General features: G+C 65.8%; 24 protein-coding genes. 18 read left to right on the plus strand and 6 right to left on the minus strand.

The annotated features are described in order from the left end of the window. Nucleotides 1–39 precede the first annotated feature (39 nt). Nucleotides 40–879 carry an SDR family NAD(P)-dependent oxidoreductase gene (locus tag ACFPJ4_RS12060; protein ID WP_386740692.1) on the minus strand — a complete coding sequence of 280 codons (840 nt, stop codon included), beginning with the start codon at nucleotides 877–879 and terminating at the stop codon, nucleotides 40–42. An 18-nt stretch (nucleotides 880–897) separates the two neighbouring features. Here ACFPJ4_RS12060 and ACFPJ4_RS12065 point away from each other — a divergent pair, with 18 nt between their 5' ends. Beyond that, nucleotides 898–1422 carry a TetR/AcrR family transcriptional regulator gene (locus tag ACFPJ4_RS12065; protein WP_386740693.1) on the plus strand — a complete coding sequence of 175 codons (525 nt, stop codon included), beginning with the start codon at nucleotides 898–900 and terminating at the stop codon, nucleotides 1420–1422. Nucleotides 1423–1474: 52 nt separating this feature from the next. Here ACFPJ4_RS12065 and ACFPJ4_RS12070 read toward each other — a convergent pair whose 3' ends face one another. Further along, nucleotides 1475–1861: a sigma-70 family RNA polymerase sigma factor family protein gene (locus ACFPJ4_RS12070; protein WP_386740694.1), complete on the minus strand. Its 387-nt coding sequence runs from the start codon at nucleotides 1859–1861 to the stop codon at nucleotides 1475–1477. After that, complete coding sequence (locus tag ACFPJ4_RS12075) at nucleotides 1854–2732, minus strand: RNA polymerase sigma-70 factor (RefSeq protein WP_386740695.1); 879 nt, start codon at nucleotides 2730–2732, stop codon at nucleotides 1854–1856. The genes ACFPJ4_RS12070 and ACFPJ4_RS12075 overlap by 8 nt, the downstream gene beginning before the upstream one ends. 195 nt (nucleotides 2733–2927) lie before the next feature. Here ACFPJ4_RS12075 and ACFPJ4_RS12080 point away from each other — a divergent pair, with 195 nt between their 5' ends. From ACFPJ4_RS12080 to ACFPJ4_RS12140, 13 genes are all read left to right on the plus strand, one after another. Then, a complete protein-coding gene (locus ACFPJ4_RS12080) occupies nucleotides 2928–3692 on the plus strand; it encodes an SDR family oxidoreductase (protein ID WP_386740696.1) in 765 nt (254 codons plus the stop codon). A gap of 19 nt (nucleotides 3693–3711) precedes the next feature. Continuing rightward, a complete protein-coding gene (locus ACFPJ4_RS12085) occupies nucleotides 3712–4329 on the plus strand; it encodes a hypothetical protein (RefSeq protein WP_386740697.1) in 618 nt (205 codons plus the stop codon). Between the two features lie 267 nt (nucleotides 4330–4596). Then, nucleotides 4597–5757, plus strand: a complete 1161-nt coding sequence (locus ACFPJ4_RS12090; RefSeq protein WP_386740698.1) for an ROK family transcriptional regulator — start codon at nucleotides 4597–4599, stop codon at nucleotides 5755–5757. 230 nt (nucleotides 5758–5987) lie between these two features. After that, nucleotides 5988–7451, plus strand: coding sequence for a sulfatase-like hydrolase/transferase (locus tag ACFPJ4_RS12095; RefSeq protein WP_386740907.1), 1464 nt, complete (start codon nucleotides 5988–5990; stop codon nucleotides 7449–7451). Next, the gene (locus tag ACFPJ4_RS12100) at nucleotides 7451–8218 is read left to right on the plus strand and encodes an ABC transporter permease (protein ID WP_386740699.1); all 768 of its coding nucleotides are present in this window, start codon (nucleotides 7451–7453) and stop codon (nucleotides 8216–8218) included. The genes ACFPJ4_RS12095 and ACFPJ4_RS12100 overlap by 1 nt, the downstream gene beginning before the upstream one ends. A gap of 2 nt (nucleotides 8219–8220) precedes the next feature. Further along, a complete protein-coding gene (locus tag ACFPJ4_RS12105; protein WP_386740700.1) occupies nucleotides 8221–8994 on the plus strand; it encodes an ABC transporter ATP-binding protein in 774 nt (257 codons plus the stop codon). Continuing rightward, a complete protein-coding gene (locus tag ACFPJ4_RS12110; RefSeq protein WP_386740701.1) occupies nucleotides 8991–10298 on the plus strand; it encodes an AGE family epimerase/isomerase in 1308 nt (435 codons plus the stop codon). The genes ACFPJ4_RS12105 and ACFPJ4_RS12110 overlap by 4 nt, the downstream gene beginning before the upstream one ends. Before the next feature lie 22 nt (nucleotides 10299–10320). Beyond that, a complete protein-coding gene (locus ACFPJ4_RS12115) occupies nucleotides 10321–11313 on the plus strand; it encodes an aliphatic sulfonate ABC transporter substrate-binding protein (RefSeq protein WP_386740702.1) in 993 nt (330 codons plus the stop codon). A 2-nt stretch (nucleotides 11314–11315) separates the two neighbouring features. Beyond that, the gene (locus ACFPJ4_RS12120; RefSeq protein ID WP_386740703.1) at nucleotides 11316–12371 is read left to right on the plus strand and encodes an ROK family protein; all 1056 of its coding nucleotides are present in this window, start codon (nucleotides 11316–11318) and stop codon (nucleotides 12369–12371) included. Then, complete coding sequence (gene nagB, locus ACFPJ4_RS12125; RefSeq protein WP_386740908.1) at nucleotides 12356–13138, plus strand: glucosamine-6-phosphate deaminase; 783 nt, start codon at nucleotides 12356–12358, stop codon at nucleotides 13136–13138. The genes ACFPJ4_RS12120 and nagB overlap by 16 nt, the downstream gene beginning before the upstream one ends. A gap of 232 nt (nucleotides 13139–13370) precedes the next feature. Further along, a complete protein-coding gene (locus tag ACFPJ4_RS12130; protein WP_386740704.1) occupies nucleotides 13371–13724 on the plus strand; it encodes a YidH family protein in 354 nt (117 codons plus the stop codon). Then, on the plus strand, nucleotides 13721–14050 hold the full coding sequence (locus tag ACFPJ4_RS12135) for a DUF202 domain-containing protein (protein WP_386740705.1): 330 nt from the start codon (nucleotides 13721–13723) through the stop codon (nucleotides 14048–14050). The genes ACFPJ4_RS12130 and ACFPJ4_RS12135 overlap by 4 nt, the downstream gene beginning before the upstream one ends. Continuing rightward, the gene (locus ACFPJ4_RS12140) at nucleotides 14047–14940 is read left to right on the plus strand and encodes a formylglycine-generating enzyme family protein (RefSeq protein ID WP_386740706.1); all 894 of its coding nucleotides are present in this window, start codon (nucleotides 14047–14049) and stop codon (nucleotides 14938–14940) included. Before ACFPJ4_RS12135 ends, ACFPJ4_RS12140 begins: the two co-directional genes overlap by 4 nt. 22 nt (nucleotides 14941–14962) lie before the next feature. On the opposite strand, the gene ACFPJ4_RS12145 is transcribed toward ACFPJ4_RS12140, so the two are convergent. After that, a complete protein-coding gene (locus ACFPJ4_RS12145) occupies nucleotides 14963–16609 on the minus strand; it encodes an MFS transporter (protein WP_386740707.1) in 1647 nt (548 codons plus the stop codon). Next, on the minus strand, nucleotides 16606–17046 hold the full coding sequence (locus tag ACFPJ4_RS12150) for a hypothetical protein (protein ID WP_386740708.1): 441 nt from the start codon (nucleotides 17044–17046) through the stop codon (nucleotides 16606–16608). The genes ACFPJ4_RS12145 and ACFPJ4_RS12150 overlap by 4 nt, the downstream gene beginning before the upstream one ends. A 122-nt stretch (nucleotides 17047–17168) precedes the next feature. On the opposite strand from ACFPJ4_RS12150, the gene ACFPJ4_RS12155 reads away from it, so the two are divergent. The 3 genes from ACFPJ4_RS12155 (at nucleotide 17169) to ACFPJ4_RS12165 (ending at nucleotide 24258) form a co-directional block, all read left to right on the plus strand. Continuing rightward, on the plus strand, nucleotides 17169–17747 hold the full coding sequence (locus ACFPJ4_RS12155; protein ID WP_386740709.1) for a TetR/AcrR family transcriptional regulator: 579 nt from the start codon (nucleotides 17169–17171) through the stop codon (nucleotides 17745–17747). A gap of 222 nt (nucleotides 17748–17969) precedes the next feature. After that, nucleotides 17970–19634 carry an alkaline phosphatase family protein gene (locus ACFPJ4_RS12160; RefSeq protein WP_386740710.1) on the plus strand — a complete coding sequence of 555 codons (1665 nt, stop codon included), beginning with the start codon at nucleotides 17970–17972 and terminating at the stop codon, nucleotides 19632–19634. 382 nt (nucleotides 19635–20016) lie between these two features. After that, nucleotides 20017–24258: a family 78 glycoside hydrolase catalytic domain gene (locus tag ACFPJ4_RS12165; RefSeq protein WP_386740711.1), complete on the plus strand. Its 4242-nt coding sequence runs from the start codon at nucleotides 20017–20019 to the stop codon at nucleotides 24256–24258. Between the two features lie 128 nt (nucleotides 24259–24386). Here the strand turns inward: ACFPJ4_RS12165 and ACFPJ4_RS12170 are convergent, their stop codons facing one another. Next, entirely contained in the window at nucleotides 24387–24758 is a 372-nt protein-coding gene (locus ACFPJ4_RS12170) for a MarR family winged helix-turn-helix transcriptional regulator (protein ID WP_386740712.1), read from the minus strand. On the opposite strand from ACFPJ4_RS12170, the gene ACFPJ4_RS12175 reads away from it, so the two are divergent. Then, nucleotides 24640–25215 carry a substrate-binding domain-containing protein gene (locus tag ACFPJ4_RS12175; RefSeq protein ID WP_386740713.1) on the plus strand — a complete coding sequence of 192 codons (576 nt, stop codon included), beginning with the start codon at nucleotides 24640–24642 and terminating at the stop codon, nucleotides 25213–25215. The genes ACFPJ4_RS12170 and ACFPJ4_RS12175 overlap by 119 nt on opposite strands. The last annotated feature ends 15 nt before the right edge of the window (nucleotides 25216–25230 follow it).

Consider the following 25230-nt stretch of genomic DNA (forward strand, 5'->3'; position numbering starts at 1 on the left):
CGTGGTGTCGGTCTCGGCCCCTTCTGGGCAGGACTCCCGTTAGCGGGAGGCTTGAGTGACGAGTCGCTCGGAGCGCTCCCAGAGTTCGGCGGCGAGGTCCGCGTCAAGGGTCTGGGGGTTATTCCGTTTGGCGGGTCTGCGGTTTTCGTAGTAGGTGCCGGACTCCCATACCGCTCCGGGGTCTGTCTCGGCCAGCCACACCATTTGGTCGGCACCTTTGTCTGGGCTGGCCATGAACGCGCGGCCTAATCGGCTGGTGTAGATGCGCTTCATGAAGCTGTCCGACTCGGTCGCGAAGCTCGTGGCTACCGCGCCAGGGTGGAAAGCGGCTGCGGAGATCCCTCGGCCGTGGTAGCGCCGGTGCAGCTCTTTGGTGAACAGGATGTTCTCCAACTTCACGGTCCCGTACGCCAGTTGGGGGGTGAAGTCTTTGTCGTGGTTCAGGTCGTCGAGCTCGATCTTGCCGAACAGCCGTGCGCCCGAGCTGGAGGTCTGGATGATGGTGGCCCTGCTGTTGATCAGCTTCTCCATGAGGAGGTTGGTCAGCAGGAAGGGGGCGAGGTGGTTGACCTGGAAGGTCTTCTCGAACCCGTCCGCGGTCTTGGTGCGGTCACCGAAAATGCCGCCGGCATTGTTGGCGAGAACGTCGATGTGCGGGTAAGCGCTGTCGAGGTCGGCAGCGAGCGTGCGCACGTCCTCGAGTCTGGTGAAGTCGGCCAGGAAGTGATCGGCGTCTAGTTCACGGGCGATTGTCTGGGTCTTCTGGGGAGATCGTCCGACGATGACGACGTGATGGCCGTCGCTGTGGAGCTTCCGGGCTCCGGCAGCGCCGATCCCGTCACTGGCGCCGGTAATGATGATGGTCTTGCTGTTGGGCATGGTCATTCCTTGTCCGTGGTGAGCCAGGACACGATCGATGACATCGCCGCCGCTGTCGGAATCTCCGCGCGCAGCGTCTTCCGCTACTTCCCCACGAAAGAGGACATCGTCGTCGGCAAGTTCGACCTCGTCGCCGACGCGATGCTCTCCATGCTCCGCGACCGGCCGGTGGCGGAACCGGTGTGGGAATCCCTGCGCCGGTGCTTCGACCTGCTCATGCCCTACGTCGACGCGCCGGGTCACCATGAGGTCGCTGAGCCCATGCAACGAATCGTGTTCGATACACCGCACCTCCTCGCCCGCTACCTGGAGAAGCTGCAGCGCATGCAAGACGCCGCCGTCATTGCGGTCCGCGAACGGGCTGCCCGGGTCGGCGCACCCTTCGCGGAAGACGACCCGGCTCCCCGCGCGATTGTCGCTGCGGCGTTCGGTTGTCTCATTGCCGCGCAACATTCGTGGCTGGCTGGGAATGGGAGGGGCAGCTTCGCGGCCGCGGTCGACCGGGCGATGTCCACTGTTGGACCCCGCACTCACGAGAGATAGAAGCCGTGCCGACGAGCGTGTAGCAAGCCATCGTGTCTGTCGCCGCCAACGATCAGGATCTTCCGCGCGTCTCCTTCTCCTCGCTCGCGTCATCTCCCGACCATCGGGTCAGCTTGTCCGGGGCGGCGACCATCCAGATGTCGGTCACGGCCCGGCGCCGGACGCTCAACACGAGAACCCCCAAGGCGGTGCCGCGTTTCGCGCGGAGGACGATGCCCGGCATCCCGTTGACCGTCTCGACGGTGATCCGCAGGCTGCGATGCGTCGAGGCGTGGCTGAGCAGGAACGGGATCACCTGCCGCCGCCGCTGGATGGTCCGCCCTTCGTCGTCCCCGGTGTCGAGCACCAGCCGCACGGCCGAGCTCAGGAGACGCTCGAGTGCCGCCGCGTCGCGCCGCTCGAGGGCGTCACGGAGCCGCTCCGGGATCTCCTCAGGCACCACCGACTGCCAGCAATCCCAGCTTCTGCGGGCTCATCATCCATTGGATCTGCTCGATGCCGTCCTCGGAGGCGTCGATGTTCACGACGGCGACTACGCTGCCGTCGCGGACCAGCGCGGTGGACGGACGGCCGTTGAACTCGCGCTCGACCAGGGAGATCCCCGTCCAGAAGTGCGGTTGAAACGCGCGGATGAACTTGGCGACCTTTGTGCGACCGAGCACCGGGAACCGCGACGCGCGAACCAGCCCGCCGCCATCCGAGTAGGAGGCGACGTCCTCGGCGAGCAGCTGCTCCAGGTCGTGCAGCTCGCCAGTCCGAGCCGCGGTGAGGAACACCGACAGGAGGCGGCGCTGCTCGTCCACCGGGACCTCGCGGCGGCGACCCTCGGCGAGATGCTTGCGGGCGCGACTCACGAGTTGGCGAGTCGCCGGCTCGGACACCTGGACGATCGCGGAGATCTGGTCGTAGGGATAGGCGAACGCCTCGCGCAGCACATACGCCGCCCGCTCGGTCGGGCTCAGCCGCTCCAACATCAGCAGCACGGCCAGCCCCAGGGCCTCGGCCCGCTCGGCACCGAGCGTCGGGTCGGCGCTCGTGTCGACGGGCTCCGGGAGCCACGGCCCCACGTACGCCTCGCGCCGCACGCGCGCCGAGGTCAGCCCGTTGATGGAAAGGCGGGTCACCATCGTCATCAGGAACGCAGCCGGTTCGAGGACCGCGCTGCGGTCGGTCGCCTGCCATCGGATCCAGGCGTCCTGGAGGACGTCCTCCGCCTCGGCCACGCTGCCCAGCATCCGGTACGCAACGCCGAACAAGCGCGGCCGCACGGCGTCGTAGGCGGTGAGCGCCTCGGTCAAGCCTGGTTCCATGCGGCCATTCTCCCTTCGCCGGCATTCTGCCGTGCCGGCGTCCTCTCCTTCTGACCGCGCAGCGTCGCGATCTGTGACCGACTTCCCTGCTCGGCAGGGAGCCGTGGCCGTCCGAACGCGCGCTGTCACAGATCGTGGCGCCACCCGGTCGATCTTGGGGAGACGGCGAACGCGCCGGTCCGGAGAGGAAAAGTCATGAAGATCGTGGTCATCGGAGGAACGGGATTGATCGGGAGAGGCGTCGTCGACCTCCTCCAGAAGGGCGGCCACGACGTGGTGCCGGCATCGCCGTCTACAGGCGTCGACAGCGTGACCGGGCGTGGTGTCGCAGAGGCACTCGAGGGCGCCGACGTCGTGATCGACATCCCCAACTCGCCGTCCTTCGCCGACGACGCCGTCATGGACTTCTTCCGACGGTCCACCGGCAACCTCGTCGAAGCGGCGACGCATGCCGGCGTCGGGCACTACCTCGTCTTGTCGATCGTGGGAGCCGACCGCATGCCCGACATCGGGTACATGCGCGCGAAAGTCGCGCAGGAAGGCATCGTGACCGGCAGCGGACTGCCGTTCAGTGTCATCCGCGCCACTCAGTTCTTCGAGTTCGTCCCCGCTCTCGCCGAGGGCGCGGCTGAGGGTGACGTCATCCGGATGTCGCCGGTCCTCATGCAGCCGATCGCGGCGGCCGATGTGTCCGCCGCTCTGGCCGACGCGGCAATTCAGCCGCCGTCGAACGGCATCACCGAGCTCGCCGGTCCGGAGCAGCTTCGCCTCGCGGACCTGGCGACGTCGATCCTGGCATCGCGCGGCGACACGCGACGCGTCGTCTCTGATCCGACCGTCGGATACTTCGGCGGCGTGGTCAACGATACGTCGCTGATACCCGGTCAGGATCCCAGGATCACCGAGCTGCATCTCGGCGCGACGCGGTTCGACGAGTGGCTCGCCCGATCGGCGAAATAGAGCCGAGGGTTTCGTCCTCATGACGAACGAGTCTCAGGTCGAGCCCGTGGCCCCGAGTCCGGCTCTCCTCGCTGCTCTGGGCACGGAACACTTCGCGCTTCAATCGGCCGCGAGCTCGACCATCGGAGAGAGCGGCGGACGGGCATCGATCTACCTCGCTGCAGTATCGGGTGGTCTCGTCGCGATCGGGTTCGCCGGTCAGGCTCCGGGCCTTCTCCTCGCCTTCGCGTCGACGGTGTTCCCGACCCTGTTCGCCCTCGGATGGTTCACGGTCGTGCGGTTGGTCGATACGAGCGTGGTCAATGCCGTGGCGCTGGCCCGGATCCAACGGATCCGGGCGTACTACGCGAGCCTGGACCCTTCAGCGGCGCCGTTCTTCCCCCCGGATTCCCTCGGCAGCCAGGGCTCGCTGGGCGTCCGGTACCGGCGCGGGTCGGTCTTGTTCACCACCGCGACCATGGTGGCGGTGGTGAACTCGGTCGTCGGCGGCTCGGGGGCCGCCATGATGCTCTCCGCCTTCACCCGGATCGGAGTCCTGGGGAGCGTCTTGGCAGGCGTCGGGTTCGGGCTCGTCGCATTGGGAGCGTCCCTGCGGTATCAGATCCGACGGTTCAGTCCGCTGTTGAACAGGGGATAGCCGAGATCGATCGGTGGCCCTCGCATCGTGCAACCGAACGGCCACGAGACCGCGGACGCGCGGCTTGTCGCCACGGCGACGGCGTGCGGAACCGTCATCGGGACGGGATCTCTTTGGATCGCTCGAGCCCGAAGCGAGCGGGCGCACGTTTCGACAGGGTTCGGCAGCGGTCCCTGACCCGATAGGCCAGACTCAAGGGCGATCGACGTACCAAAGCACCTCGGAGAGATCCGGAGTGGGATACTTGCCCGAACATGGAGTTCCACCATGACACCTAGCTCGATCCCAGTGCCTGAGCAAAAGGTTCGTGCGGTCCGAGTCGACAACGAACGTCGCATCCTCACGGCGATGCTCGAACGCGGGCAAGTCAGTCGCGCAGAATTGGCTGACTACACAGGCCTCTCGCGCACCACGGTTTTCGAGGTGGTTGCCGAGCTATTGCGCCAAGAACTCGTCGTGCAGGTCGCCCTGGCGGCTGCTCCCAAGACGCGGGGACGACCGTCGACGAAAGTGGCGCTGAACCTGAGGACGACACTCGTGGCTGGTGTCGATATCGGAAGACGGCACACGCGGGTCGTACTGGTCAACGCGGCGTACGAGGTGGTGGGCGAGGGGATCGAGCCTGCGGCCAGCGGATCAGGAGACCTGGTGAGCCGCGCCGAACAGACGATCCGACTGATCCGCAAGACGGCGAGCGACAATGATGTGCAACTGGGCACGATCAGGTCAGTGGGCGTCGGCCTGTCCGGAATAGTGAATGTGGTCGTCCCCCAAAGTGACGTGAGTGCCTTTCAAAGTCGACTTGCTGAAGAGCTGAGTGTCACCGTCGCCGTTGCGAACAACTCTCGTCTGGCTGCTCTCGCCGAGGCGACTTGGGGCGCGGCGCGCGGTTCCGAAAACGCGCTCTACATTCGATGGTCCAGTGGGATCGGGAGCGGCTCTGTGGTCAGGGGACAGCTGCTGCAGGGAGCACATGGAGCGGCTGGCGAGATTGGACACATCAGTGTGGACCCCGAAGCTGGTCGCCCATGCTACTGCGGGAGTCGTGGCTGCATTGAGATGTATGCCGGCATCGACGCCCTGCTCTCGGACTGTGCAAATGCAGGCGTCGTGTTGGGCGACGAGAGTGAACTGCTTGCTGAGGCACGAGCGGGGAACACGGTTGTTCTCGACCTGATCGGGCACGCATCCTCATTGCTGGGTCGGGTGGTTGCCGCATGCTCGGTGCAGCTCGACCCCGAGCTCGTGGTCGTGGGCGGTGACATCGCCAATCTCGGCGAGATCGCCCTGGCTCCGATCAGGCAGGCAATCCGAGAGCAGGCGTTGCCCAATTCACCACGCGAGGTTCGAGTGGTGCCCGGTGCCCTGGATTCGAGTGTGGCAGCGAGGGGCGCGGTGGCCCTGGTCATGCCCTCCATCGGACTCTGAGACGCCGCTGACCGACGGCCTCAGCCGTCGCCGTTCGCGTCCTTTCATCGCGTCGCCGTCGACGATTCCGAGCTGATCGGGCGCCTATCTGGCCCGGCGTCCGACCGCTGTCGCGTCGCCGCGGACGTAACGATTGCGCTTCCGTCTTGCGCTGGAGGGCGGAGACGAATATTGTCGCGTTACGGATTAAATGAGGAGCAACCTTGACGGCAGCGACGCCAAACGTCCTCGTGCTGATGACTGATCAGCATCGGGCGGACTCCCTGCGGAGTTACGGGAACGGGGTCACGAGCACGCCCGCCATCGATCGTCTTGCGGAGAGCGGGACTCAGTTCGACCGCTTCTACACGCCGACCGCGATCTGTACGCCCGCGCGAGCGTCGCTCTTCACCGGGATGCACCCATTCCGTCACGGCTTGTTGGGCAACCCCGAGAGGAGCAGCGGGCTTCAGTCGGAGATCGGCGAGGGGACTCCGGTGCTGTCCGCGCCGTTGCTGGAAGCCGGCTACAACGTGGGGCACGTCGGCAAGTGGCACATCGGTCGCCACAAGGGACCCGAGGACTACGGCATGGATGGGGAGCACCTGGCCGGCGCTCTGAACCCCTTTCATCACGACTCCTACCTTCGGTGGTTGGGGGACCGTGGCTACCCGCCGTTCGCCGTGAAGGAGCCGATCTTCGGCACGTCGTTCAACGACTCCGGGCGCGGCCACCTTCTCGCCGGTCGCCTGCAGCAGCCGTTCGAGGCCACGATGGAGTCATTCATCACGGACAGCGCGCTGACCCTTCTCGAGCGATATGGCCGCGACTACCGCGCAGAGGGCACGCCCTTCATGCTCACCTGCAGCTGGTTCGGCCCGCACCTGCCGTACCTCATCCCGGATGAGTTCTACGACATGTACGACCCCGACCTCGTCGAGCTGCCCGCCTCGTTCGCCGAGACCTTCGATGGCAAACCCGAGGTTCAGCGACGATACAGCGAGTACTGGTCGTCGGATTCGTTCGATGAGGATCAATGGCGCAAGTTGATCGCGGTCTACTGGGGCTACGTCACCATGATCGATCGCTGCATGGGCATGATCCTCGCGCGAGTCGACGAGTCGGGGCTCTGGGACAGCACCTCGGTCATCTTCACCGCGGACCACGGCGAGTTCACCGGTGCCCACCGCCTCAATGACAAGGGCCCGGCCATGTACGAGGACATCTACCGGATCCCGGGCATCATTCGGGTGCCCGGCCTGCCGCCTCAGCGGCGTCAGGAGTTCGCGTCGCTCATCGACCTGGCGCCCACCATCCTGGACCTGGCGGGTCTCGAGCCTCTCCCGACCGCCGACGGCACGACGCTCGTGCCCCTCCTCGCGGGCGGCACGCCGGACGAATGGCCGCAGCACATCGTCGCCGAATTCCACGGCCATCACTTCATGCACGACCAGAGGATGATCCGCGACCAGCGGTTCAAGTACATCTTCAACCCGGGCAGCGTCAACGAGCTGTACGACCTGGTCGTCGACCCCGACGAGCTGCACAACGTGTACGACGCGCCGATCTACCGAGAAGACAGAGAACGGCTGGGCGCTCTGCTCTATCGAGAACTGTATGAGCGGGGCGACACCGCCTACACCTGGATGAGCTACATGGGAGAAGTCGGGGACGGTCGCATGGCCGACGTCGACGGGGTTGCGGATCAAGTCTGATGCAGCTCAACAGGAAATTCTCCGTCGCGCAGAGCGTGCTGCTGGGCGTCTGTTCAGCGGCGCTTGCCCTTGGTCTGTGGTTCCTCCTGTCCAACATCGGGATCACCGGCTTCCCCGGCCCCGCCGCGGTCTTGTCCCGGGCGTGGACGAGCATCCAGAACGGCGTGCTTCTCTCGGACACGCTCGCCAGCCTGCAGCGGGTGCTCATCGGCTATGCGATCGGCATCGGGTTGGCGATTCCCGTCGGCTTCCTCATGGGGTGGTATCCGATCGTCCGGGGCCTCTTCGCTCCGTGGATGCAGTTCCTGCGCATGGTGCCGCCGCTTGCCGTCATCCCTCTGGCCATCGTCCTGATGGGCATCGGGGAGGTTCCCAAGGTCTTCGTCATCTTCCTTGCCGCGTTCCTGTCCTCCCTCGTCTCGACCTACCAGGGCGTGATCTCCGTCGACGTCACGATGATCAACGCGGCTCGGGTTCTGGGAGCCAAGAACTCCGACCTCTTCCGGTTCGTCATCGTCCCCGCCTCGACGCCGTTCATCCTGGTGGGAATGCGGATCGGCCTGGGATCGGCCTGGGCGACGCTGGTCGCCGCGGAGCTGATCGCCGCTCAGTCAGGGCTCGGGTTCCGGATGCAACAGGCGCAGCTCTATTACGACCTTCCGACGATCTTCGTGCAACTCATCGCGATCGGAGTCATCGGGTTGCTGATGGACCAACTGCTGCTTCGCGCTGAGCGAAAGCTCGGCGGCTGGCAGGAAAGGATCTAGCGATGCCGGACATCGACTTCCAGCATGTGAGCAAGACCTTCGGATCGAAGGGCTTCCAGGCTCTTCACGATGTCAGCCTGACCATCGAGGACGGCGAGTTCGTGACCGTCGTCGGCCCATCCGGCTGTGGCAAGAGCACCCTGCTCAACATCGCGGCGGGGCTTCTGCAGGCCGATTCGGGCAACGTCATGGTCGGCAAGGATGTCGTCCGCGGGCCTCATCCCGATCGAGGCGTGATCTTCCAGCAGTACGCGCTGTTCCCGTGGATGACGGTGCAGAAGAACGTCGAGTTCGGACCGAAACTCGCGCGCGTGCCGGCGAAGGAGCGTGCGGAGCGGGCTCGGCACTACATCGATCTAGTGGGACTGGGCGACTTCGCGAATGCCTTGCCGAAGACGCTGTCCGGGGGGATGAAGCAGCGTTGCGCGATCGCACGGGCCTACGCCGCCGATCCGAAGATCCTGTTGATGGACGAGCCCTTCGGCGCCCTGGACGCGCTCACCAGGGTGCACATGCAGGAGAATCTGCTGCGCACCTGGTCGGAAGAGCGCCGCACGGTCATGTTCGTGACCCACGACGTCGACGAGGCCGTCTACCTCGCTAACCGGGTCGTGGTCATGGAGAGCCGGCCCGGCCGGATCCGCGAGATCATCGACGTGGGCTTGCCTTACCCGCGCACGGAGGAGATCCGCCTCTCCGACGAGTTCGAGGACGTCCGTCGGCGCGTGTGGCGAGCGGTGTACCACCAGCCGTCCGCCCTGGGGCCGGACGCATGAGCGACGAGCACGACCGCGTCGCCGCGCGGCTCGCCTCTCTCGCTCGTCACCTCCAACAGGATGTCCTGCCGTGGTGGCTGACCCACGGCGTCGACCGCGAGTACGGCGGAGTGTTCACCTTCTGGGGCGGCGACGGCACCCGATTGATGTCCACCGACAAGTACGTGTGGTCGCAAGGTCGGTGGATCTGGACCCTGGCCTCCCTGGCGCGCGTGGCCAAGCGCGGGTTGCTGCCGGAGGTCGACGCGGAGGAGCTGCTGCGGCTGGCGGCCCAGTCGGCCTCGTTCGTTCGCGACTCCGCGATCCTCGAGGACGGCACCTGCGCGAACTTCCTCACTCGCGAGGGCTCGCCCACTCTCGGATTCACCGGCACCGAGCTGCACTCGAGCGTCTACGCCGACCTGTTCGTGGCGTCGGGCTTCGCCGCCCTCTCCCGCGAGTCGAACGCGCCCGAGTGGGGTTCGCTCGCTGATCGCCTGCTTTCGGGCGCGGCATCGCGCATCGAAGCGAAGACGGCGCGGACCGCTCCCTACCCGGTTCCCCCCGGGTTCGCCGGGTTCGGCCCGCCGATGATCCTCATGAACTCCGCCTCCGAGGTCCACAAGGCGACCGGGTCGCAGAGCAGCGCCATGGTCGCGCTCGCTGCTGCTCGGCAGCTTCGATCGGAGTTCTTCGAGAACGGCGTCGACAGCTGCGAGCTCCGGCCTCTGGGGCAGGAGGCGACGGAGACGGTGGAGGCCAGGCACCGGAATCCGGGGCACCTGCTCGAGTCCCTGTGGTTCATGCTCGACGTTGCGGAGCCCCTGCCGGGAGCGGCCGCGTCACCGGACAGCACGACGGCGCCCTGGCTGGTCGATGTGCTCGATTTCCAGTGTCAGCGCGCCTGGGACGCGGAGTTCGGGGGCCTCTTCCGCTTCGTCGACAAGGATGGCGGCGCACCGCGGGGAGCACGCACCGGCTCCGACTACGAGCGGACCGTTCTGAGCACCTGGGACCTGAAGCTCTGGTGGCCGCACACCGAGGCCATGTACTCGGCCTTGCTCCTCTGGACGCGCACCGGCGATGAGCGGGCTCTGAACTGGTTCTGGCGGCTGGACGAGTACTCGTTCTCCCGATTCCCGGCGGGTCCTGGGCGGGAATGGAATCAGATCCTCACTCGGCAGGGCGTCCCCTCAGAGCCGGATCCTCAGGCACTGCTCCCCGTGAAGGATCCCTTCCACCTCATGCGTGCACTTCTCCTCCTGGTCGAGATCACCGATGATCCGGCCTTCACTCACACAGAAAGGAAGTTCGTTGAACAGTAAGAGTCGCCTGAGACGAATCGCCGTGATCGCAACGATCGCAGCGGCGGCCACGGCCATATCCGGATGCGCGCAGAGCTCGACCCCGAGCGCGAGTTCGACGGCGGAGATTCCGACGATCGAGTTCGGCTACATCGGGGACTTCAACGGGAGCTACGCGCTGGCCGTGGCCGACAAGCTGGGGCTGTGGAGCAAGTACGGCGTGAAGATCGACCCGAAGGTCTTCACCAATGGACCCCTTCAGATCCAGGCGATGCAGACGGGTGACATCGACACCGGCAGCATCGGCCCCGGCGCGCTCTGGATGGCCGCCGCCGGTCAGGCGAAGGTGATCTCCATCAATGGGCTCGGCCTGGCCGACCGAGTCGTGGCCCTGCCGGGGAAGGGCATCTCGTCGATCAAGGATCTCCGCGGCAAGAAGGTGGCCGTCCCCCAGGGCACGTCCGGCGACATGATCCTCCAGCTCGCCTTGAAGAGGGCGCACATGACCGAGGCCGACATCCAGCCGGTGAACATGGACCCGTCGACGGTGGTCTCGGCCTTGTCCGCCGGGCAGGTGGACGCCGCTGCGATCTGGTACCCGTTGGTCGACACGATCAAGAAGGCCCAGCCCGGCCTGATCGAGCTGGCGTCCGACAAGGAGTTCTACCCGAAGAACACCTTCCCCGGGACGATCGTCGCCAGCAACCATTTCGCTGCGACGAACAAGCCGGCGCTGGTCAAGCTCCTCAAGGTTCTTCAGGCTGCCAACGACTACTGGCTGACGCACAAGGAGCAGACCATCAAGTTGACGGCGGAGTACCTGAAGATCCCGGAGGCCACCGTCAAGAGCAATGCCGAGAACATCATGTACCCCACGACGGCGGAGCTGGTCACTCAGTCCAAGGACGGGACCTCGGCGAAATGGCTCTCCGACCTGGCGTCGATCTTCGTCGGGATGGGGAAGCTCGGCAAGGCCAAGGACATCAAGGACTGGTACCTGTCCGAGCTGTGGCCCGAGGCAGCAGCGAGCAGGTAGTCGTGCGTCGCCACCGGTCGTCGAAACCGTCGTGCGATCGTTTCGACGGCCGGCGGTCCACACTGACCGCTCCCGAGCAAAGCAAAGAAGACGACGTGGGTTCAGACTCGACCAGCACATCTCCGGCCGGTCCCCGCTCGGCGGCCGTGAGAATCGGTATCGACATCGGCGGTACGAAGACCGAGGCCGTCGCGGTGGACGGATGCGGTCGGGTCCTGTACTCCGTCGAGTTGCCCACCGTGCCGGGGCCCCGCGCGGTCATCGATACGGCCGTGGCAGCCGCCAACCGAGTCGCCGAGCTGAGCCATGTTGCGATGTCAGGCCTGGACGCCATCGGCGTCGGCGTGCCCGGCACCGTCAACACGGTGACCGGCGAAGTCCAGCATGCTCTGAATCTCGGAGTGACAAGGCTCGACCTGGGCAACCAGCTTGCCCAGCGCTTCGGCTCCACAGTTCGAGTCGACAACGACGTCAAGGCGGCCGCGCTCGGGGCATACCGGGTGATGGCCGTCCGCAATTCGATGGCCTATCTGAACCTCGGTACCGGAACGGCGGCCGGCATCATCGTCGATGGACGGGTACTGCGCGGAGCGAAGGGTGCGGCCGGCGAGGTAGGGCACATCCCGATAGACCCCGGCGGTGCTCGATGCCCCTGCGGTCAGCGGGGATGCTTGGAGACGGTGGCAAGTGGATCCGGGATCGCTCGGCAGTGGTCGACCGATGATCCGTACCCAGTTCGCGCGCTTCTCGCCGCCGCAGCAGGGGGCGACCTTGCCGCGAGGGCTGTGCAAAGGCGGCTGGTCGAGGGAATCGCATCAGCCGTGCGCGTCCTCGTGCTCACCGTGGATGTGAACGCCGTGGTCTTGGGCGGCGGGCTGACTCGTCTGGGGAGGACTCTGATTGGCGAGGTCCACGGAGTGTTGGCCGGCTGGGCAGAGTCTTCGCCATTTCTCGAATCGCTGAATCTGCCGGGACGCCTCATGCTCGTGCCAGAAGGAAGTCACGCCGCCGCGGTCGGAGCTGCCCTCCTGGGGGACGACGGATCATGGAAGTCCTGATCCTGCCCCAGGATGTTGCTGCAGAGCTGGTCGCCCGGCACATCCTCACGCTCATTCAACACAAGCCCGACGCTGTTCTTGGGCTGGCTACGGGATCAACGCCGCTGCCGGTCTATCGAGCCTTGGAACGACTGATTGCCGAATGGGAAGTGGACACATCCCGCGTGCGGGGATTCGCGCTGGACGAATACGTGGGCCTGCCGGAAGGTCACCCTCAGTCATATCGAGCAGTCATCACCCGTGAGGTGATCGAACCACTGCGCCTGACCCCGTCGCAGATACGCGTGCCGAACGGGGCAACGGAGACGATCAAGGACGCCCCCGCCGAGTATGAGGCCGAAATCGCGGCATCCGGGGGTGTGGATCTGCAACTCCTGGGCCTGGGCGGCAACGGTCATATCGGGTTCAACGAACCAGGATCGTCGCTGGGGTCGAGCACTCGGGTGAAGACGTTGACCGCGCAGACCCGGCACGACAACGCCCGGTTCTTCCCGTCGGAGGACGAAGTCCCGCGGCACTGCATCACCCAGGGGGTCTCAACCATCCTCAAGGCGCGGCATCTCGTGCTTCTCGCGTTTGGAGAGAGCAAGGCTCAGGCGGTCGCCGCGGCTGTCGAAGGTCCGATATCGGCGTCGAATCCTGCCTCGGCACTTCAACTGCATCCGCACACGACTGTTCTCGTCGACGAGGCGGCCGCGAGGCACCTGAGCAACGCCGAATACTATGCCTCCTCATACCGAAACAAGCCGGACTGGCAAGCGCTCTAACGGCGCCGTGGGACAGAGCCGGTAGTTCGGAGACGAGCTCTCGGGGTGGTCGGCGGAAAGATCCCGGAATGAGACGAACAACCTCAGCAACAGAAAGCAGCACACGGATGACCCGCGCACGACGCTCCGACATCGTCATGATCCTCACTGACGATCACGCCTCCTACTCGATCGGCGCGTTCGGGCTGAAGGCGGCCAGATGCCGTGCCGCGATGACCCCTATGACTGCTTCATGACTCGGTTTCCCGCCTGGGTGTACCGCGAGGGTACCGAGCCCGATCCGCGTTTCAGCCTGGCCAACGAGCGCACCTTTCTCGCCTGGCTGCGGACGGCGCTTGCTTTGCTGGCCGGCGGCGTGGGACTGGAGGCGTTGCGCATCCCCCAGGTGGCCGGCCTCCGGCTGGCTGCCGCCGGGCTGCTGCTCCTGCTCGGTCTACTTGCTGTGGCGCAGGGATGGATCGGGTGGGCGCGATCGGAGCGCTCGCTGCGTTTGTCGCGGGCGCTTCCTGGACCGACGGTCGGTGCTGTGGTCGCCATCGGGGTGCTCGTCGTGGCGGTGACGGTCGTGGTTGGGTCGTTCCTGTGACCGACACGCCTTTCGATGCAGGTCTGCAGCCGGAACGAACTCTGCTTGCGTGGCGCAGGACGAGTCTGTCGATCGGGGTCGGCGGGTTGCTGTTCATCAGGTTCGCTGTGGAACGGATGGGAGCCGCGGCCATCCTGTTGGGCCTATTGGGATTGTTGCTGGCGGTGGCCTCCTATATCGATGCGTCCCGCCGATACCGTCGTGTGCACGGGTACCTGACGGTCGGCCTGTCTGTGGCGTCGGCCGCGATTCCGATCTCTTTGGCGGCCGCCTCCGTCGCAGTGTTCGCCGTGGCCTGTCTGGCATGGTTGGTGGTCGCGGCATGACGGATGACATGGTCGCGCTGCCCGGCGGCGGCTTCTGGATGGGCTCGGACTTCTACCCGGAGGAGGGCCCGATCCATGAGGAGTGGGTGAAGCCGTTCGAGTTGGACCGGTTCGCGGTGACCAACGCGAGTTTCGCCGAGTTCGTCGCCGCAACGGGATACCTGACCGTTGCCGAGCGCGAGTTGGACCCGGCGTTGTTTCCTGGCGCGGAGATGCCGAGCCTCGAGCCCGGCGCACTGGTGTTCGTGCCGACACCGGGGCCCGTGGACTTGAGGGATTGGAGGCAGTGGTGGCGATGGGTGCCGGGCGCCGACTGGCGGCATCCCTCCGGTCCGGGCAGCTCGATCGAGGGCCTGGACGGTCATCCGGTGGTCCAGGTCGCCTTCGAGGACGCGAGCGCGTACGCCGACTGGGCAGGCAAGCGACTGCCCAGCGAGGTGGAATGGGAGTACGCGGCGCGAGGCGGGCTCGACCAGGCGATGTTCTCCTGGGGTGACGAGCCCAACGACGGGATGCGCGCCAACAGCTGGCAGGGATGCTTCCCGTACCTGAACACTGGCGCCGGCAGCGGTGGCTGGGTGGGGACGGCGCCGGTGGGGAGTTTCCCGCCGAACGGGTTCGGATTGCACGAGATGACCGGGAACACCTGGGAGTGGACCAGCACCTACTGGACGGATCGGCTCCAGGATCCGACGGTCACCTGCATGTGCTCACCGGATTCATCGAGGGCCCGAAGCATCGCTCCGGGTGGCGCTGTCGCGCGACGCGTGCTCAAAGGGGGGTCGCACCTCTGCGCCCCGGAGTACTGCCTCCGCTATCGGCCCGCCGCTCGATCCGCACAAACAGAGGACTCGTCGACCACGCACCTCGGATTCCGCTGCGCCAGATGACCGGTCACCGCGTCCCGCTCGCCTAGCGTTCTGTCGCGGACGCCACCTTGTCGCCCGCGGGCCTCCGTCGCGTGCGGGATGTGACCGGGGGCAGGGCGAGCGTGGCGATCAGTCCCAGGAGGATGACCGCGGACGCGGAGAGAATCGTGACTCGGGTCGCGCCGATCATCGAGGTCTCCGCAATCGCTCGGACTCCCGTCTGGCCGGTCAATTCGTCGAGCTGCGGTATCACGGCACCTGCCGAGGTCGAGACGAGTTCGACGATTCTGGCGCGGCCGACCCCATCGATGGTGGTCTGACTTTCCAGGCGGGCAGACAGACTCGTCGCGAGCGACGTCACGAGCAGGGTGCCGAGCAGGGCCACTCCGAGCGCCGACCCGAGCTGACGAACAGTGCTCTGCAGCCCGGATGCCTGACCACTCTGATTCACCGGCACTTCCGCCAGGATCACCGCGGTCAGCTGTGCGGTCGCCAGGCCGACCCCGATGCCGTACACGAAGAGCCAGGTGGCAACCAGCCACGGGGTGACGGTTTCACTGACTGTCAGGCCGAGCGCGAGGATCGAGAGCGCCTCGAGGAGCAGCCCGACCCTCACGACGCCGCGCGCGCCGATCCGTTTGGTCAGCTGTGGCGTCAGACCCGAGCTCAAAAAGGTGCCGACAGCGAGGGCGAGGATCACGACGCCGGTGTTCAGCGCGGTGTAGCCCAGCGCGCCCTGAAGGTAGAGAGGCAAGGCAAACAACATCCCGAACTCGCCGAGCGCGACGATGAGCGCTGCGATGGCACCGAAGCGGAAGCTCCTGATTCCGAACAGGCGCAGATCGGCGAGCGCAGGGCGGCCTTGGCGGATTCGTGAGCGCTCGTGCAGAACGAATGCGCCGATGCATGCGACCCCGGTCAGGAAGGCGAACGGGACGGGTGAGACCGTCCAGCTCCAACTCAGTGATCCGAACGTGAGGGGTGTACCGGACGTGAGCCACCAGCCGAGGCGCTGCCCCTCGATCAAGCCGAAGACGATCGCGCTCAGGCCGACGACCGAGAGCAGGATGCCTGGGGCGTCCGCACCGCGCACGGCATGCTCGTCCCTGGTCTCCGGTACCCAGAAGATCGCGCCCGCCAGCACGACGATGACAATCGGGATGTTGATCAGGAACGCCCATTGCCAGCTGAAAGCGGTGGTCAGCCATCCACCGACGACAGGGCCGACCGCGGCCATTCCGCCGATTGTCGACCCCCAGATCGCGAAGGCGATACCTCGCTCGCGACCGGTGAACAACGCGTTCACGGTCGACAAGGTGGCCGGAAGGATCGCCGCCGCACCGACACCTTGCGCAAGTCGCCCGGTGAGCAGCTCGGGTGCGCCCGTTGCCATCGCCGCCAGAACACTTCCGAGGCCGAAGATCACGATGCCTGCGATGAGAAGTCGCCGGCGCCCGAAGCGGTCGCCAAGGCGTCCCGTGGTGATCAGTAGCGCGGCAAGGACGAGTGCGTAGATCGAGTTCGTCCATTCGGCGTCCGTCGCGGTGAGGCGGACGTCGCGGATCAGAACCGGAAGCACGACGTTGACCACCGTCGCATCCATGATCACGATCGAGACGCCGAGGGCGACGACCGCCATCGCCTTCCAGCGCCGTGGGTCGGGGATGACCGGCGCGGTGACCGTGGTCATCGCTTCACGACCGGGGCGAGGTAGGCGCCGATCGCGATGACGCAGCCGATCGCCATCATGAACGAGAACACGGCGCTCCCGTTGGTCGAGAGGAAGGCCGAGCCTCCCCCGAGCGCGACGACGACTCCGAGCAGTCCCACGATGCTCGAAATGATCCAGATGCCGTGACGGGTTCGCAGGGCCTCGATGAACAGCCACAGGCCCAGACCGGTGATCGCGGTCCCCAGCAGCAGATGCGCGTTGAGAAGGAGCAGCGGTGCCGCAGTTGCCCAGCCGTTGCCCGTTTCGGGGACAGTGAGCCACAGCGCGTTGGCCACACCGACGATCACTTGGAGCAGCAGGGCGAGGATCATGCTGATGCTCAAGACGATCAGGCGTCGACTGATCCGACCTGGGGTCGGTGCGGTGTTCGGGTTCGGGTTCGACGTCGTGGTCATCAGGTGCGTCTCTCACTCTCGGGTCGTTCTCTGAGGTTTTGCTGACACTAATGTCGGTATCCTACGTGGATTCGGCGGGACGGTAAAATCGTTGCTTCAGACGAGTTCGGAGGAGGTTGACCTTGCCCAAGATCTCCGCCCCGACCGTTGCGGAGCACCGCGTCCGTCAACGCGCCGCCTTGCTCAGTGCGGCAACAGAGATCCTCGTGTCCGAAGGGCTCGCCGCAGTCACCCCGGCTGCCGTGGGAACCGCCGCCGGTCTCGCCCGCCCGAGCGTCTACCAGTACTTCTCTTCGGGGGCCGACATCATCGCGGCCATCATCGAGGATGCCTTCCCCCGCGCCAACCGCATCCTGGCTGAATCGCTCGCCCAAGCCGGTACCCCTCAGGAACGCATCGACGCGTATGTTCGCGAGACCCTCCTGCTCGCCGCCAAGGGTTACCATCGGCCTGCTTCAGCGTTGACCGGAGCCCAACTGCCGGAACCATGTCGCGCGCGCCTCATGGAATTGCATCAGGAGCAAGCGGCCCCATTCCTCGCGGCACTCGCCGATCTCGGAGTCGCGGACCTCCCCGTCACCGCCCGCTTGCTCGGCGGCATGCTGGAGGTCGCCATGGTCATGGTGGAGTCAGGGCAACCCGTCCGGCCCGTCATCGAGCGCACCACCGCACTGATCCGTTCGGCCATAGCGACCGATTGAAACCGGCCTTGGTGCTGGCGTCCTCGCGCGAGCAGTGTCCATCCGCGAATCGGCTCCCACTCGTCGAGGGGCACCGTGCTCAGTGCCGCTGCGTCGGAGTTCACGCCCCGGCCACAGTCCGTCCACTCGAACGTTGACACCCGTTGGGGGGTGGGGCGTCCTGTCTACCTAGTGTCGCCTGGCGCCGCGTTTCGCGGTGCCTGCATACAGGAAGGTACGCCCATGAAATCAACACGACGGATCACCTACGTGACCGCGGCGTTTGTCGGCGCAGCGCTGGTGGCGTCCGCTGCTTCACCGGCCCTCGCCGACGACGGCCATGACGGTGATGGCAATGCGAAACACTCCCGACACGTTCTCCTGCTTTCGGTGGATGGGCTGCACCAGAAGGATCTGGACTGGTACGTGCACGCGCACCCGAGTTCCGCGCTCGCGAAACTCGTCGCCCGCGGAACCAGCTACACGCGGGCGCAGACGCCCGTCCCGTCCGACTCGTTCCCGGGCATGATCGCCCAGGTCACCGGCGGAAATCCCGGCACCACCGGCATCTACTACGACGACACCTTCAACCGCGCGGTGCTGCCCGCCGGAACCACGAACTGCGCCGGAGTGACTCCGGGGGCTGAGGTCGCTTTCACCGAGGCGGCAGACAAAGACCAGAACTCGCTGGATGCGGGCGCCGGATTGACCGGCTTGCCCGGCAGCATCCTCTCGATGACCGGTCAGCCGCAGAGCCTGCTCAACCCGGCCACGCTTCCCGTCGATCCGGCCACCTGCAAGCCGATCTACCCGCACGAGTACCTCAAGGTGAACACCGTCTTCGAGGTGGCCAAGAGTGCGGGCTTGACGACGGCGTGGTCCGACAAGCACCCGGCGTACGAGATCCTGAGCGGCCCATCGGGCTCGGGCATCGACGATCTCTTCACGCCCGAGATCAACAGCCAGGCCGCGGCGCCGTACTCGGCCGGCGACTGGACGAAAGACAACGCCGCCACCCAGCAGTACGACGGCTACAAGGTGCAGGCGGTGCTCAACGAGATCGGCGGGAAGGATCACTCCGGAACCAGGTCGCAGGCGGTGCCCGGGATCTTCGGCATGAACTTCCAGTCCGTGTCGACGGCCCAGAAGCTGCCGACCTCCGACGGCCTGACCGGTGGATACCTCCCCGGCGGCACCGTGCCCGGGCCGCTGCTCACCAAGGCCCTCGACTTCGTGAACGCCTCGGTGGGCAAGATGGTCTCCACGATCACGGCTGACGGTCTCGCCAAGTCGACGACCATCATCCTGTCGGCCAAGCACGGCCAGTCACCGACCGACCCGGCCGCGCTCACGCGCATCCCGGATGGCCCGATCATCGACGGCCTGAATGCGGCCTGGAAGGCGACGCACCCGACGAGCGCGGATCTCGTCGCGTTCTCGACGGATGACGACGTGATGCTGCTCTGGCTGTCCGACCACTCGCAGGCCGCAGCCGACTTCGCGAAGGCCTACCTGGCATCGCACTCCGCGACCGGCAACGGCATCTCGGGGGCGAGCAAGACGGCCGCCTCGTCGGGGCTCGCCTCGATCTACGCGGGAGCGGCCGTCGCCGGCTACTTCGGTACAACCACGGCCGACCCGCGCTACCCGGACGTCTTCGGGATCGTGCAGGCCGGCGTGGTCTACACCGGCGGAAAGGGCAAGATCGCCGAGCACGGCGGTGCTGCGGCCGATGACCGGGACGTGCCGCTGGTCGTCTCGGGATTCCACTCCGAGCACGGCAAGACCGTCACCGCACCGGTGGAGACGACGCAGATCGCGCCGACCATCCTGAAGCTGCTCGGGCTGAACCCGAAGGCGCTCCAAGCCGTGCGGATCGAAGGCACGCGCGTGCTGCCCCAGCAGTGACTTCCTGAGCGAATCAGTCGCCCCCTGCCGCAGGTCTCGCGGCAGGGGGCGACTGCGTGTCGGGCATCCGCGCGCGTTGTCACGCGCGAGAGGCTTTGAGAATAGAACGTTTCATGAGGAGCGCGGCTGACTTCCGGTCCGTTTCGAAAGGGTCCTTGACAGTCGGGAGTCGTCATGGATAGCCTCGCCAGAGCTAGAAAAGTGAATCGATTCAGACACCATTCAATGACGATTGGACTAAGCGATGTGGCGCAACTCGAAGGTTCGCGAACAGCATTCTTCCCGCACTTCGATCGCTGTCGTCCTGGCCAGCGTTCTGACGCTCAGCCTGCTGCTGGTCGGAGGCGCAGGCAGTCGAGCTCAAGCGGACGAGGATTCGCGAGTGGTGAGCACAGTCGACGGGCTCCGCACAAACGGGCTCCACGATCCTCTCGGCATCGCCGGAGCCAACCCCACGTTGAGCTGGATCACTGAATCGTCGGGTCGTGGGATAACCCAGACCGCATACGAGATCCGGGTCTCCGACTCCAAGTCGACGCTCAGCTTGGGGAACGTCTGGTCCTCGGGCAAGGTCGCGTCGGCGGAGCAGCTCAACGTCGCCTATGCCGGGCCGGCGCTCACATCGCAGAGCCGATACTGGTGGCAGGTGCGCACCTGGGACAACAAAGGAAAGGTCACAGGCTGGGCGAAACCGGCCTGGTTCGAGACCGGCATCCTCTCCCCGGCGGAGTGGAAGGCCAAATGGATCAGCGGCACCGATACAGCCGCCCAGAACCTTGCCAAGTGGCGGAACTACACGGTCAGCGTCGACTTCCATATGGACAACCTGGTCCTGGGGGTCTACGGTCGCGCCACTGACCTGAACAACGCGTACATGTGGCAACTCTCCGTCGCCGATGGCACCCCACGGTTGCGCCCGCATGTGAAGCAGGGCGGCAACTTCACCCTCCTCGACAACAAAGACATCTCCTCCGTCATCTCCAAGGCTCAGCTCCTCGCGGGGCGGCACACCTTCAGCGTCACCTACGACGGCCCGACCATCATCTCGTCACTCGACGGCGTGGAGATCGACCGGCGAACGGATACCACCTTCACTCAGGGCTACGTCGGCTTCCGCGAATCCAATGCAACCGAAGGCCCCGAGCAATCCACGATCTATGGCGTCAAGGTCGTCTCACCGTCGAGCGGCGTTCTGCTCGACGCCACCTTCGCCGACGGCAAGAACCCCTTCACCGACGGCCAGATCGTGGACGGTGCGTACCGTGCCTTCGCGCCGCTGGAGTCGCTCGTCACGGTGGACGCGAGCCAACCGCTCCTGCGCAAGGACTTCCCGGTCGCGCGAAAGGTCAGATCAGCACGCCTCTACGCGTCTGCGCTCGGCGTCTACGAACTCGATATCAACGGTGCGAAGGTCGGCGACGAGTATTTGGCGCCGGGGTGGACGGACTACACCAAGCGGGTCGACTATCAAAGCTACGACGTGACGAAGCTCGTGCGTAAGGGCGCCAACACCATTGCCGCGATGATCGGCAACGGTTGGTACGCGGGGAACATTGCAAGCTTCGGGTCCGGTCACTACGGCACCCAGCCGGCGCTGATCGCGCAACTCCGCATCGACTACTCGGACGGCACCAGCGCGTTGGTCGCCACGGACGGCACCTGGAAGAACATCAGAGGTCCGCTCGTCTCGTCAGACATCCTCATGGGCGAGAACTACGACGCCCGCCAACTTCCGGCCAACTGGAGTTCACCAAACGCGTCAACGGCATCCTGGGAACCGGTGACGCTCAGGAACGATGCCCCGACCAGGCTGCTCGAGCCGCAAACCGACGAACCGGTACGTGTCACCGAGAAGCGCCCTGCGACGCTACTGGCGAATCAGCCGACCAGCGGCTCTTGGCTCTACGACATGAAACAGAACATGGTGGGCATCGTCTCGCTCAGACTCACCGGTGTTGCCGGTCAGCAGGTGCGCATCCGATACGGCGAGATGCTGAACCAGGACGGCTCGCTCTACACGGCCAACCTGCGCTCGGCGAAGGCGACCGACTACTACACCTTCGCGACGACCGGCACCGAGACCTATGTTCCCAAGTTCACCTACCACGGCTTCCGGTATGTGGAGATCACCGGGTTGGCAGCCGCGCCGACGGCATCCAGCCTCACCGGGCTCGTGCTCGGAACAGACCTGGAGCGCACCGGGACCCTCAGCTCCTCGAACGCGATGCTCAATCAGTTGCAGAGCAACATCACGTGGGGTCAGCGCGGCAACTTCCTCTCGATTCCAACCGACACGCCCGCCCGCGACGAACGACTCGGGTGGACCGGAGACATCAACGTGTTCGCGCCGACCGCCAGTTACAACGAACGCACCTTGGCGTTCCTGTCGAAATGGCTTCAGGACCTACGCGATGCGCAGTTGCCAAGCGGTGACTACCCGGGCGTCGCGCCCGATCCGATCGGAATCGGCGGCGGCAGTGGGTGGGCGGATGCGGGCATTACGGTGCCGAACACGCTCTGGACCGCGTATGGCGACACTGGAGTCATCCGAGCCGGTTGGCAGTCGATGAAGAAGCTCATGGACTACGTGCAGGCGCAGTCCGGCGCCGGCCTCATCCGCACTCAGGGTGGGTACGGCGACTGGCTCAACCTCGACGATCCGACCGACCAGAGCCTGATCGGTACTGCCTATTTCGCGTCCGATGCCCGGATGATGAGCGCGATGGCGAGCGCCATCGGAGAGACCGCCGACGCGACCCGGTATGCACAGCTCGAACGAGACGTGACCGCAGCCTTTCTTGCGCACTACCTGTCCCCGGACGGCACCATGGCCGGAAACAGCGAGACTGCGTATGCCCTCTCGATCGGCATGGGGCTGATCCCGACCGCTCGACTCGCGCAGGTCGGCGAGAACTTCGTCGCTAAGGTCGCCGAACGGAACTACCACCTCTCGACCGGCTTCATCGGCACCCCCTGGCTGCTCCCTGCTCTCACCGCCATCGGCCACAGCGATGTCGCCTACCGGTTGCTCCTGAACAAGGACTACCCGTCGTGGGGCTACGAAGTGGCCAATGGAGCCACCACGATGTGGGAGCGCTGGGACTCGCTCAAACCGGACGGAACGTTCGGCGATGTCGGCATGAACTCCTTCAACCACTATGCGTATGGCGCCGTCGGCAACTGGATGTACAACAACATCGGTGGCATCTCGTCGACCGCGGCCGGGTACAAGACCAGCGTCATCGCACCCAACATCGGCGGCGGATTGCGCGATGGCCAGGGATCCTTCGACTCCGTGTACGGCAGGATCTCCTCGAAGTGGTCGGTGACGTCGGACGGCATGGAGCTCGAGGCGACCGTGCCGACCAACACCACCTCCACGATCCGCATTCCGGCGATCAGCAAGTGGGCGGTCACCGAGGGGGGGCGCGCTCTCGACTCGGTCCCCGGTGTGACCCGGGTGACCGAGGCCGATGGGGTCGTCGAGATCAGCGTCGGCTCAGGGGAGTACCACTTCATCTCATCGCCGGCGAATGTCGGGCTGACGGTTCAGATCACGGGCGCGAGGGAGGCACTGCCCGGATCGGCGATGTCGAGCGCTGTCCGGCTGACGAACACGAGCCGGTCGGTCATCCACCAGGTGCACGTCGATCTGGCACTCTCGGCCGGGCTCGTAGCGTCGCCGGCGTCATTCGATGCAACAGCGCTCCGGCCCGGACAGAGCATCACGATCCCCTTCAGCGTGAAGGTTCCGATCATCCAGCCAGCCGGACCGGTCACCGCGAAGGCGACGATCACGTTCACCTCACACCGAAGCCAAGTGCGCTCGTTCAGCACTTCCAGTCCTCTGGTCACCGTCAGCCAGGCCATCTCGGTGACCCCGACGGTAGGCGACATCGCTCCGGGCGACCCCGCGCAAAGCGCTGTCGTATCGACCGTCGTCGCCAACGCGGCAGCAGCGCCGATCACGGGCCATATCGCCGTCGAGACGCCGATGGGCTGGGTGCAGCCGGCGGCAGGAACGGACGTGACGATCGACCCGGGCAATACCGCCACGGTCACGACGGCAGTACCGATCCCCGCAAGCGTGACGGCGGAAACCGTGTCGCTCGTGGTGCGATTCGTGTCGGCCGGCTCGGTCTTGGCGACGGCCCCGGTCCCGCTCTCGATTGCGCTCGCGGATCCTCCCGCCGCGTTCACCGATCACATCGACTTCGGCGATGCGGTGTCCGAGGCGGCTCACGCCGTCGTCGCTTCGCCCTCAAGCGGAACATCGGTGGAGGCGGGCCGGACGCGCCGGTACTCCGGAGTCACCAGCCCTGGCTCGTACTTCGAGTTCACCGGCACCGTCGTTCCGGGCAAGTCCTTCGTCTTCCGAGCCGTCGAGACCTACGACCGTGCCCAGATCAAGGACTACGACATCACCGTCAACGGGACGAAGGTCGCGACCAGGCTTTACGAGCGCACCGCGGGCGGGCAGGGGCTCGTGACATATCAGATCCTGATTCCGGATGATGGCACGCTCACGAGCACGGGACATGTAACCATCCGGATGACCTACAACGGCGTCAGTGGACATTACGACCCGTCGATCGCCGACGCCTGGCTGATCGCAGTCCCGTAGGGCCGACGGCGCCCCACCCCCTCGCCGACTCCACCGGATACGCGACGGGGGTGAGTGCCGTGACCGACGGGTGTGCGAGGAATGCGTGGAGGTGACTCTCGACGAGACGTTGATCGAAGCCGGGGCCCTCAAGCCCGGTCGGCAAGGGTTTCCCGCTCCGCCTCGGCGCTGGCGACCGCAACGCTCGCGCGAAGGTCGTCGCCCGCCTTGGTGATCTCCGGAACGCGGCGTCGTCGGTCGTGCGGGTCGGAACGACGCGTGATCAACGCCGCCTTCTCCAGCTTGTCGAGCTGGCTCATCAGGGTGGTCTTGTCCAGGCCAAGGGATTTCGCCAGTTCGATCTGCGTCAACCCCGGCCTCTTCTCCAGCGCACTCAGCACGATGGTGTTGTTCGACGCCAACATCGATTCGCGACAGGTGTGCTCGGTCGGTCTGGACGGTGCTGCCGCGGGACGCCTCGCCGCGCGCCACCTCATCGAACGCGGCCGGCATCGGCTCATGGTGGCCGGCGGTCCGATCGCCCAGGTGCGCGAACGCATCGCGGGCGCGCAGCAGGCCGTCGCGGCAGCGCCGGGCGTGACCCTGTCGGTCGAAGAGACGGCCGACCTCACCGTGGAGGAAGGACGCGAACTGGGGCGCCGGATTCTCGCCGGACCGCCTGATCGTCGCCCAGACGCGGTCTTCGCCGCCAATGACCTGCTGGCCATCGGCCTGATCCAGGAGTTGATTCGCGACGGCCGGCTCAGGGTGCCCGACGACATCGCCATCATCGGATACGACGACATCGACTTCGCGGCATCCAACATCGTCCCGCTCACGTCGATCCGTCAGCCTCGAGATGAGATCGCCCGCACCGCACTTGAACTTCTCGAGGAGGAGGCCGACGGCGTCCACTCGCACGAACACGGACTGCGACTGGTGCAGCCACAGCTCGTGGAGCGCGACAGCACCCGCTGAGTTCAGTTTCGACGA

Origin of the sequence: Lysinimonas soli, from assembly GCF_042655435.1 — a bacterium.
Lineage (GTDB): Bacteria > Actinomycetota > Actinomycetes > Actinomycetales > Microbacteriaceae > Lysinimonas > Lysinimonas soli.

What these genes read in the sequence shown, in the direction of transcription:
- ACFPJ4_RS12140 (WP_386740706.1), top strand. Translation starts at nt 14,047, where the DNA reads ATGACGGATGACATGGTCGCGCTGCCCGGCGGCGGCTTCTGGATGGGC.
- ACFPJ4_RS12100 (WP_386740699.1), top strand. Translation starts at nt 7,451, where the DNA reads ATGCAGCTCAACAGGAAATTCTCCGTCGCGCAGAGCGTGCTGCTGGGC.
- ACFPJ4_RS12170 (WP_386740712.1), bottom strand. Translation starts at nt 24,758, where the DNA reads ATGAGCCGATGCCGGCCGCGTTCGATGAGGTGGCGCGCGGCGAGGCGT.
- ACFPJ4_RS12130 (WP_386740704.1), top strand. Translation starts at nt 13,371, where the DNA reads ATGACTCGGTTTCCCGCCTGGGTGTACCGCGAGGGTACCGAGCCCGAT.
- ACFPJ4_RS12060 (WP_386740692.1), bottom strand. Translation starts at nt 879, where the DNA reads ATGCCCAACAGCAAGACCATCATCATTACCGGCGCCAGTGACGGGATC.
- ACFPJ4_RS12085 (WP_386740697.1), top strand. Translation starts at nt 3,712, where the DNA reads ATGACGAACGAGTCTCAGGTCGAGCCCGTGGCCCCGAGTCCGGCTCTC.
- ACFPJ4_RS12160 (WP_386740710.1), top strand. Translation starts at nt 17,970, where the DNA reads ATGAAATCAACACGACGGATCACCTACGTGACCGCGGCGTTTGTCGGC.
- ACFPJ4_RS12175 (WP_386740713.1), top strand. Translation starts at nt 24,640, where the DNA reads ATGGTGTTGTTCGACGCCAACATCGATTCGCGACAGGTGTGCTCGGTC.
- ACFPJ4_RS12105 (WP_386740700.1), top strand. Translation starts at nt 8,221, where the DNA reads ATGCCGGACATCGACTTCCAGCATGTGAGCAAGACCTTCGGATCGAAG.
- ACFPJ4_RS12145 (WP_386740707.1), bottom strand. Translation starts at nt 16,609, where the DNA reads ATGACCACGGTCACCGCGCCGGTCATCCCCGACCCACGGCGCTGGAAG.
- ACFPJ4_RS12090 (WP_386740698.1), top strand. Translation starts at nt 4,597, where the DNA reads ATGACACCTAGCTCGATCCCAGTGCCTGAGCAAAAGGTTCGTGCGGTC.
- ACFPJ4_RS12080 (WP_386740696.1), top strand. Translation starts at nt 2,928, where the DNA reads ATGAAGATCGTGGTCATCGGAGGAACGGGATTGATCGGGAGAGGCGTC.
- ACFPJ4_RS12150 (WP_386740708.1), bottom strand. Translation starts at nt 17,046, where the DNA reads ATGACCACGACGTCGAACCCGAACCCGAACACCGCACCGACCCCAGGT.
- ACFPJ4_RS12075 (WP_386740695.1), bottom strand. Translation starts at nt 2,732, where the DNA reads ATGGAACCAGGCTTGACCGAGGCGCTCACCGCCTACGACGCCGTGCGG.
- ACFPJ4_RS12110 (WP_386740701.1), top strand. Translation starts at nt 8,991, where the DNA reads ATGAGCGACGAGCACGACCGCGTCGCCGCGCGGCTCGCCTCTCTCGCT.